The organism is Blautia sp. OF09-25XD, from assembly GCF_003482095.1.
GTDB lineage: Bacteria > Bacillota > Clostridia > Lachnospirales > Lachnospiraceae > Fusicatenibacter > Fusicatenibacter saccharivorans.
Genome location: NZ_QUMG01000010.1, coordinates 127282 through 136012, shown reverse-complemented (window position 1 = coordinate 136012; position 8731 = coordinate 127282). Strand labels below are relative to the sequence as shown.

General features: G+C 48.0%; 8 protein-coding genes. 2 read left to right on the top strand and 6 right to left on the bottom strand.

What is annotated here, in order from left to right; all coding sequences use genetic code 11:
- The first annotated feature begins 101 nt into the window (after positions 1–101).
- A complete protein-coding gene (locus DXA93_RS10160) occupies positions 102–842 on the top strand; it encodes a hypothetical protein (protein ID WP_022462533.1) in 741 nt (246 codons plus the stop codon).
- A gap of 282 nt (positions 843–1124) precedes the next feature.
- Complete coding sequence (locus DXA93_RS10155) at positions 1125–1853, top strand: hypothetical protein (protein ID WP_022462534.1); 729 nt, start codon at positions 1125–1127, stop codon at positions 1851–1853.
- A 75-nt stretch (positions 1854–1928) separates the two neighbouring features.
- Here DXA93_RS10155 and DXA93_RS10150 read toward each other — a convergent pair whose 3' ends face one another.
- The 6 genes from DXA93_RS10150 to DXA93_RS10125 all read right to left on the bottom strand — a co-directional run bounded on the left by DXA93_RS10150 (position 1929) and on the right by DXA93_RS10125 (position 8720).
- Positions 1929–3113 carry a MalY/PatB family protein gene (locus DXA93_RS10150; RefSeq protein WP_118601268.1) on the bottom strand — a complete coding sequence of 395 codons (1185 nt, stop codon included), beginning with the start codon at positions 3111–3113 and terminating at the stop codon, positions 1929–1931.
- Positions 3094–4272 carry a trans-sulfuration enzyme family protein gene (locus tag DXA93_RS10145; protein ID WP_118601269.1) on the bottom strand — a complete coding sequence of 393 codons (1179 nt, stop codon included), beginning with the start codon at positions 4270–4272 and terminating at the stop codon, positions 3094–3096. Before DXA93_RS10145 ends, DXA93_RS10150 begins: the two co-directional genes overlap by 20 nt.
- A 200-nt stretch (positions 4273–4472) precedes the next feature.
- Positions 4473–5234: an endonuclease/exonuclease/phosphatase family protein gene (locus tag DXA93_RS10140; protein WP_117762218.1), complete on the bottom strand. Its 762-nt coding sequence runs from the start codon at positions 5232–5234 to the stop codon at positions 4473–4475.
- Between the two features lie 35 nt (positions 5235–5269).
- The gene (locus tag DXA93_RS10135; RefSeq protein ID WP_147345122.1) at positions 5270–5848 is read right to left on the bottom strand and encodes a hypothetical protein; all 579 of its coding nucleotides are present in this window, start codon (positions 5846–5848) and stop codon (positions 5270–5272) included.
- Between the two features lie 174 nt (positions 5849–6022).
- Positions 6023–7765, bottom strand: a complete 1743-nt coding sequence (gene ilvD / locus DXA93_RS10130; protein ID WP_055227858.1) for a dihydroxy-acid dehydratase — start codon at positions 7763–7765, stop codon at positions 6023–6025.
- A gap of 139 nt (positions 7766–7904) precedes the next feature.
- A complete protein-coding gene (locus DXA93_RS10125) occupies positions 7905–8720 on the bottom strand; it encodes an ABC transporter permease (RefSeq protein ID WP_243109201.1) in 816 nt (271 codons plus the stop codon).
- Positions 8721–8731 lie beyond the last annotated feature (11 nt).

Sequence of the window (8731 nt, the reverse complement as noted above, 5' to 3'; positions counted from 1 at the left end):
CATATTAACGAACGAATTTACTTTTCAGATAGTGCACTAATCTAAGGATAAATAAAAAACTAAAACCATCCAACAATACTTATGAAAGGAGACCACTCATCATGAAAAAATTAAAAACATGTCTTGCATTTTTTATTTGTTGTATTCTGTCCTTAAATATGGTAATTTGCAATGTAAAGGCAGATAATAATGTTGTTCTATCTAACAAAGCATATCTATTAAAAACCGGAATGCCACAAAAGGAAATAGAAAAGCTGGATGATGACGTCATGCAGTTCATTGTGGATGACTTAAAAAGTGGAGGTAAACATTTTGAATATATTAATTCAAATATCGAAAATCAAATATCGATACTCAGTAGCGAAACTTTAACCGGTATTTCCTTTACTGCATCAGCTTTTAAAAATGCATCAACCATTTATATCTATCCAACATACGAGTTTACTTCTAATAAACAACCTCGCGGAAAAGACAGTTTTTCTTTTCAATTAGGCGCTGCTATGAGACCGTATGAATATGGTGGAAAATTATGGTACAAAGATAATACTATGAACGATTGGAAAGTCGGAGGAACTCTTACTGCAAATAATCAGCAATTATCTGGTGCTGAATTTTCAGGGAGTCAACTAGGAACACCCGACTATGCCATGAAGCTTAAAGGTGTTACATACTGTCACGCTACTGCAGGTAATAGCAGTGATAAAAGAATTGTAATGGGATACTTATATAATCCCCAGAAAACCGGCTACAGTATCTCTTTTTCCTACAACGGTGGTGGAATTAGCTACTCTCCATCAGGAACAGCCTATACTGCATATAAAACAATGAACCTAAGTTATTAAACTTTCATTCACCACATACAAGTACATTTAATTTCTAATTACTCTTTCAAAGTAACAATTTGCCTATCCAGAAGCACAAATTTCTCTGATAGGCAAATTGTGTTTAAGGTATTTTCAAGTAATTTAAGTAAAATCATGAGCAAGTCGCCATTACTCGTAGAAAAACGGGCAGATTATGAATGTTTTAGGAATTGCAGGAACAAAAAGTACAGAACAACCATTCAAAAAAACTTTTAAATCCGGCATCAACTGAATAAAGCCATAAATAAGAGGTAACTCATTATGAAAAAAATCAAATTTTTATTTTTCACCCTGTTATTCTGTTTTTCTGTTCCAGTCAAAGCAGACACTGCATTCGAAAATGACGATACGGTATTGTGCTCTTTTTTAAAAGAAAACGTACCAGAAAATGCTTCGCCAATAGAATCCAGTTTAGAAAACGAGTATCGAAAAACTTCTTCCAAACCTATCGATTTCTATTTTTTTAAACGATCTGAAAAGACAAAAAGTTTCCAAGATCTGTATGCCGCAAATGTACTCACCTATCAGGAAAAATCAGATCGTTCTTTGTTATATCAGACAGTTTTCGATTTTCAAAATATAACCCAGGTAAGAACTGCGAAAGAAGACTTTATCCGTCTGGAGACAGATCCACTGATGTATCTTTTTGAATTAGAAAAAGCAGAATTGTGGACTCGGAACAGCACGGAAGAACCCTGGACGCTGGAACGGAAAATCACAACGCCTGGAAACCCAGATTTTTATCTTCCTTATAGCCAGTTTTCTTCTGATAAAAAATATTTTCGAATTCTGGCATCTTTTTCCTGGAGCCCGAGCCCTGCTGAGGAAAGCGAAGTTTCTTCGCCAGAATATCATTGCATTTATACCTCTGTGTATCCGGTATATCAGATTCCGGTGAAAGTACTCGTTTTGATATGCGGAGGCGCAGCTTTCTTCTTTCTCTACCGGAGACACAAAAAAAATCATATCTCCCAAAAAGATGTTCCGTAGCTACGCCTTTTCAACATGTTTTCGTCACTGTTCAGAGCCAACTTCCAAAATGCTACGCATCTCATCGGTGTGGCTTTATCTGCTTTTCATCGCATCCCGAATCCGCTCCAGTGCCTCGGTCAGGGTTGCGCGCGGGCAGGCGATGTTGATCCGCTGGAAGCCGCGACCGCAGTCTCCGAAGATCTTGCCGCTGTCGAGCCACAGCTTCGCCTTGTTGATGATCAGGTCTTCCAGTTCGTCGACAGAAAGCCCCGTCTCGCGGAAATCGAGCCATACGAGATATGTTCCCTCCAGGTCGATCATCTTCACGCCCGGAATCTGCTCCTCCACATACTGCCTTGTAAATTCTGCATTTGCCTTCACATAGGAAAGCATTGCCTCATACCACTCCTCGCCCTTATTATATGCCGTCTCGCATGCCACCAGACCCATCACACCAAGCTGGCTCGTTCCGGCTGCATCGAGCTGTTTCCGGAATTTCGCACGGAGTTCCGGGTTGGCGATAAAGATGTTTGACATCATCATACTTGCCAGATTGAATGTCTTACTCGGCGCGGTGCAGGTGATCGTGATGTCCTCGTACTCTTTTTTGATCGCAGCAAACACCTGATGCTCGCCCTTAAAAATGAAATCTCCATGGATCTCATCACTTACAACGGTCACGCCGTACTGCACGCAGAGATCGCCGATCGCCGTCAGCTCATCTTTCGTCCAGACTCTTCCGACCGGATTGTGCGGATTGCAGAGGAAAAAGAGCTTTACGTTTTCAGCTTTCAGCTTCTCCTCGAAATCCGCCACATCCATGTGATAGCGGTTATCATCGCCGAGCACCAGCGTGCTGCTGACAACTCTTCTGCCGTTATCCGCAATGACTTCCGAAAATGGATAGTAAACCGGTGACTGGATCAGCACGGCATCCCCGGGCGCGGTGTAAGCCTTGACTGCCATCGCAAGTGCAAATACAACGCCTGGCGTTTTGATCAGCCATTTTTCTTTCGGCTGCCAGTTGTGATGACGTTTCATCCATCCCGCAACGGCCTCAAAATACGGAGTCTGCGCATCGCTGTAGCCGTAAATGCCCATTTTCGCACGCTCTACCAGCGCATCCTCGATGTAGGAGGATGTCTCAAAGTCCATGTCCGCCACCCACAGCGGCAGCACATCGGATGGCATGCCGCGTTTTACTGCAAAGTCATATTTTAAACAGTCTGTATTTTTTCGGTTGATGATTCTGTCAAAATCAAGATTTCTTTCCGCCATTTTTCTCTTCCTCGATTTCTGCAAAGACCTTCGTAAGCTCGCCGATTAGGTCCTCGATATTTTCAATTCCGACGGAAAAACGAAGGGTGCTCTCCGTAATTCCGTTCCGCTCACGGATTTCCTTCGGCACATCGGCATGTGTCTGCGTCGTCGGATACGTAACGAGTGTCTCCACGCCGCCGAGGCTCTCTGCGAAACGGATCATTCTTACCTTTTCCAGAATGGCAAGGGCAAACTCTTTGCTCTCGAGCTGGATTGTCAGCATGGCACCGAAGCCTCTTGCCTGTTTTTTCATAATCTCATAGCCCGGGTGATCCGGCAGTCCCGGATAAATCACTCTTGTGACTGCTTTCTGTTGCTGCAGCCATGCGGCAATCTGTTTTGCATTCTCCTGGGAGCGTTCCATGCGGATGCCAAGCGTCTTCATGCCGCGCAGTACCAGCCAGCAGTCAAACGGAGCAAGGCCTGCACCTGTTGTCTTGATCAGGAAACGCAGTTTTTCCTGAATATCTTCGCGGTTCGTCACGATAAAGCCTGCCAGTGTATCGTTGTGACCACTCAGGTATTTCGTGCCGCTGTGAATCACAACGTCCGCACCGAGATCGAGCGGATTCTGAAAATACGGGGACATAAAGGTGTTGTCCACAATCAGAATCAGGTTGTGGCGTTTTGCGATATCTGCCATCTTTCTGATATCGGTTACGTTCATCATCGGGTTCGTCGGGGTCTCGATGTAGATGGCTTTTGTATTTTCTTTCACATAGCTTTCCACGTCATCACGACAGCAGTCGATGCCGGAAAATTCGACGCCGTTTTTCTCGTTCACATGGTGGAACAGACGAATGCTTCCGCCGTACAAATCGGAATCCGCAATGATGTGGTCTCCCGGGCGGAACAGCTCCATCAGAAGTGAGATCGCTGCCATGCCGGAGCTTAATGCAAACGCATCAATTCCGTTTTCCAGTGCAGCCACCATCTTCTCCAGATGCTCTCTGGTCGGGTTCTGCAGTCTGCTGTAATCAAATCCGGTGCTCTGTCCTACGCCCGGATGCGCATACGTTGCGGTCTGATAAATCGGGTAGCTGAGTGCGCCGTAGTGGCTACACTGTCCCTCGTCCTCTTCTAAATGGATACATTTTGTGTCAATTCCTCTTGCCATATGAATAATCTCCTGTTATTTCGTGATTTTTCTTTCTATACTAATCTGATAGGTTTTGCAACGTAACCTATCATAACAGAAAATGCGGCGTTTGTATATTCCCTTTTTTCTTTGACTTGTTATAAGTTTTTCCTATAACCGTTATAAAAAAACGCCGCCAGAAGATTTTTTCTCCCGGCGGCCGCTCTTGCATCCATATTTTAAATAAGTTCCGCACAGATCGGATAATGATCGGAAAGGCACACACCGTCCTTCTGCTCCGTCCATTTCTCCACCTTTTTCAGTTCCCAGTCCCCTTTGAGAATGATGTAGTCAATCGAGCACTGCGGATCGTTCGGATCATCGCGATGATAGTTGTGGAAGGTAATGCCGATTCCTTCCGTCGCATTCACAAGACCTGCAGTTTCCCTCAGCGGTTTCATCTCTTCGCTGTCCGGCTCGGCATTGAAGTCGCCGCTAAGAATCACCGGCACATCGGCAAATGCTTTCTCTGCTCTCAGATGTGCGAGAATCTGCTCCAGGCCAAGCTTTCTCGCCCCGGCGCACTCGTGATCCAGATGGGTGTTGATGACGCGGAACACTTTTCCGGTCTCCATATCCTCAAATACCACATCCGTCGCAGTACGCGGGCACATACTCTGTACCGGATAGCGGGATCCCGGCACGTACGGTGTCGGTGACAGCCAGAAGGTTTCCAGGCTCACACTCTGAAAACGTTCTTTCCGATAGGCAATGATCATTGCCTCACCGGTCAGATCCTTTTCTCTTCCACATCCGGCAATGTAATATTCCGTCAGATTTTCCTTCAGCCAGGCAGCCACATGCGGCAGTACCTCCTGAAAACCGATGATATCCGGCTTTTCCTGTCTGATTTTTTCCAGAATCAGCGGTCTGCGGTAGATAAAATTATTGGCTCCATCCTGGCCAAAATCACAGCGAATATTAAATGTTACATATTTCATCGTAAAATCCCTCTTTTCATTTGTTTTCCTAACCCTTATTTTTGCTGGAAAGCGCTGTGCTTTCTCTTCTTTTTCTTCGTATTCACACGGCGCAGACACGCATAGCGCAGCTTCAGCCGCATTTTCCAGCTGCAGCCCGGTACCGGCTCCATCAGCTTTTCCAGAAAATGGTTCAGCGTACGTTCCTCATAAGGAGACAGCAGACTCTCGCCGTAGATATGTTTCTCGATCAGATGGCAGACACGCGTATATTCGCCTGGTTCGACCGCCGGAAATCTGCGGGCGAGTTCTGCATCGGTTGCTGCTGTTTCCCAGCCAAGACCGGCATCTATGCCCCACAGACAAAGATACTGGTAAATTCTTGCTTCCGTTCTCCGGATCCGCCTGCCCGGCCGCTCCTTCTGCTGTTTCTTTGCCGCCGGTCCAAGGCAGATGATCCGCGCCGCCTCCGCCGCAATCACAAGCAGCGTCAGCAGAATCAGAAGCACGCCAAGCAGCCCGAGAAGAAACAGCGAAACACTGCGCAGTACCGGAAGAACGGCTTCGCCTGCCTTGCTCTTTCGGTTTTCCACACCGGTAATCTGCTCCGCCGACAGCGAATTGTTCTCCAGCACCACATTCTTCTGGACAGAATCTGGACTTCCGACCATTTTCTGAAGAGATGCAACATTATACAGGAACAGTTTGTTTTTTAGGTATTTTCTTTCACTTGTTTTTCTGTTGCTCCTTCCTCCATTTTTTGCTCTGCCTTAACTTCTAAAGACCATCCCAGAAAAACGCAAGTATTTTTAGTATTCCAGATACGCCCCTTTCATCGGGCTTGCTGCGTGGAGGCTGAAAAGACGGAGTACGCCTTTTTTGTATTTCGGCTCGCGCGGTTTCCAGTTCCGGCGGCGTTCTTTTAAGATCGCATCAATTTCTTCCATGGACTTGCGTTCTCCTGCGATTCCGATGATGTTAAGTTTTCGTTCCTTCACATCAATCTCAATCAAATCCCCTTCCTCGACGAGTGCGATCGGGCCGCCGTCTACAGCTTCGGGACTGCAGTGGCCGATGACCGGGCCGGTGGAGGCGCCGGAGAAACGGCCGTCGGTGATAAGCGCGATGCTCTTTCCAAGCTCTTTGTCGCTGCTGATTGCCTCGGAAGTATAGAACATCTCCGGCATACCGCTGCCTTTCGGGCCTTCGTAGCGGATGAAGACGGCGTCGCCTTTCTGAACCTTATGTTTCAGCACGGCATCGAGGCACTCCTCCTCGCTGTCGAACGGTCGGGCACGGAGGACGGCGTGGAACATTTCTTTCGGGCAGGCCGTGTGCTTGATGACGGCTCCCTCCGGCGCAAGGTTTCCGCGCAGAACAGCGATGCTGCCGTCCGTTCCGATCGCCTTGTCATACGGGCGGATAATATCTTCTTTTGTAATCGAAGTTCCATACCGCTCATTAAATTTTGCGAGCCATCCGCTGCACTTCTCATAAAATCCATTTTCACGAAGCTCCGCCAGATTTTCACCCAGTGTCTTTCCGGTCACTGTCATCACATCGAGATGCAGATGATCTTTGATTTCTTCCATAATCGCCGGAACGCCGCCCGCATAATAGAAGCACTCTGCCGGCCATCTTCCCGCCGGGCGGACATCGAGCAGATACCGCGCGTTGCGGTGCAGACGATCGAATGTGTCGCCGGTAATCTCGATGCCGAACTCATGCGCAATGGCCGGGATGTGCAGCAGGCAGTTTGTGCTTCCCGAAATTGCCGCGTGGACAAGAATCGCATTCTCAAAACTCTCTTTCGTCACAAGATCGCTTGGCCGCATATGCTCCATCTGTGCCAGTTTTACCGCCTGGCTGCCTGCCTCCTGTGCATATGCCAGAAGATCCGGGCTTGTCGCCGGCATCAGAGCGCTTCCAGGCAGGGCGAGGCCGAGTGCCTCCGCCATGATCTGCATCGTGGATGCCGTTCCGATAAACGAACAGGCACCGCAGCTCGGGCAGGCATTGCATTTCGCCCAGTCGAGCTTCTCCTCGTCGATCTCACCGCGCTCAAATTTTGCGCTGTACATGCCAAGCTGCTCCAGTGTCAGCATCTCCGGTCCCGCATTCATCGTTCCGCCCGGCACAACAACCGCCGGAATATCGACACGCGCAAGGCCGATCAGATTGCCCGGCATACCCTTGTCGCAGCTCGACAGATAGACGCCGCCGTCAAACGGTGTCGCATTCGCGTGGATCTCGATCATATTGGCGATCATCTCGCGGCTCGCAAGACTGTAGTTGATGCCGTCCGTTCCCTGGCTCTCGCCGTCACAGATGTCGGTGCAGAAATACCGCGCCCCGAAGCCCCCCGCTTCCGCAACGCCTTTCCGCACTTCCTCGACCAGCAGATTTAAGTGGCCGCTTCCCGGGTGGCTGTCCCCGTACGTACTCTCCACCATAATCTGCGGTTTTTCAAGATCCTCTTTTTTCCATCCTGTTCCAATCCGGAGCGGATCCATCTCCGGTGCAAGTTTCCGCATTTCCTGACTCTTCAGCATTTCCTTCTCCTCCCGCTGTTTTTTAGGTATTAAAAATACTCTTTCTGCTTTTCACTATAGCAATCCCTGTATTTGATTGCAAGACAAAAAAGCTGCAGTCTGCAGGGATTCCCCACTGACCGCAGCCTCTCTGAACAGCTCACAGATTTCTCTGTTTTCTGTTTGCCTGCTTCCGCAGATAATTTCCAATGCTTGTAAAACTAAGCAGCGTCACAATCAGAAAAACACCCGGGATCAGAATGATCCACCATGCCTTTGTCATCAGCGCTTTTTCCGAGAGTGACAGCATGCTGCCCCAGGAAATCACCTCCAGTGGAAGACCGATTCCCATAAAACTCAGTGTGGATTCTGCTACAATCGCACTTCGGATGTTCATAACCACCATAAACATAATAGACGAAAAAAAGTTCGGTGCCAGATGGTGCCATAAAATATAGAAAAAGCTGCCTCCCATACAGCGCGACGCAATCACGTATTCACTGTTCCGGATCTGCCGTACTTCGGTCCGCACAACCTTTGTAATGCTTGTCCAGCTTGTCATTCCGATCACGGCAGAAATCGTAATCACATTGGATTTTCCCGCAGCGGCCAGAAGAAAAATGACAAGAAGAAGATTCGGCACCGACAAAAAGATCTCGGTCAGCCGCATCAGAAGTGCGTCCAGCCACGCCGGTGCACATCCGCTGACTGCGCCGAAGAGAACGGCAATCACAGTGGAAATCAGCGTAGAAAGCAGACCGATCGCCAACGATATTCTGCCGCCGTACCAGATCATCGAGAAAATATCTCTTCCCATCGTATCGGTTCCAAACAGAAATTCCCGGCACGGCATGACGGAACAGTTTTTCAGATCCATATATGAGGGATCCTTCGTCATGATCTGCCGACAGAAAAGGCAGCCCAGCACAAGAAGACCCAGAAAAAGCTCTGCTGCCACCGGCCGTCCTGATACCATTTTTTCTTTTT

Coding starts and splice junctions, on each gene's coding strand:
- DXA93_RS10125 (WP_243109201.1), bottom strand. CDS start 8,720: ATGGTATCAGGACGGCCGGTGGCAGCAGAGCTTTTTCTGGGTCTTCTT.
- DXA93_RS10140 (WP_117762218.1), bottom strand. CDS start 5,234: ATGAAATATGTAACATTTAATATTCGCTGTGATTTTGGCCAGGATGGA.
- DXA93_RS10160 (WP_022462533.1), top strand. CDS start 102: ATGAAAAAATTAAAAACATGTCTTGCATTTTTTATTTGTTGTATTCTG.
- DXA93_RS10155 (WP_022462534.1), top strand. CDS start 1,125: ATGAAAAAAATCAAATTTTTATTTTTCACCCTGTTATTCTGTTTTTCT.
- ilvD (WP_055227858.1), bottom strand. CDS start 7,765: ATGCTGAAGAGTCAGGAAATGCGGAAACTTGCACCGGAGATGGATCCG.
- DXA93_RS10150 (WP_118601268.1), bottom strand. CDS start 3,113: ATGGCGGAAAGAAATCTTGATTTTGACAGAATCATCAACCGAAAAAAT.
- DXA93_RS10145 (WP_118601269.1), bottom strand. CDS start 4,272: ATGGCAAGAGGAATTGACACAAAATGTATCCATTTAGAAGAGGACGAG.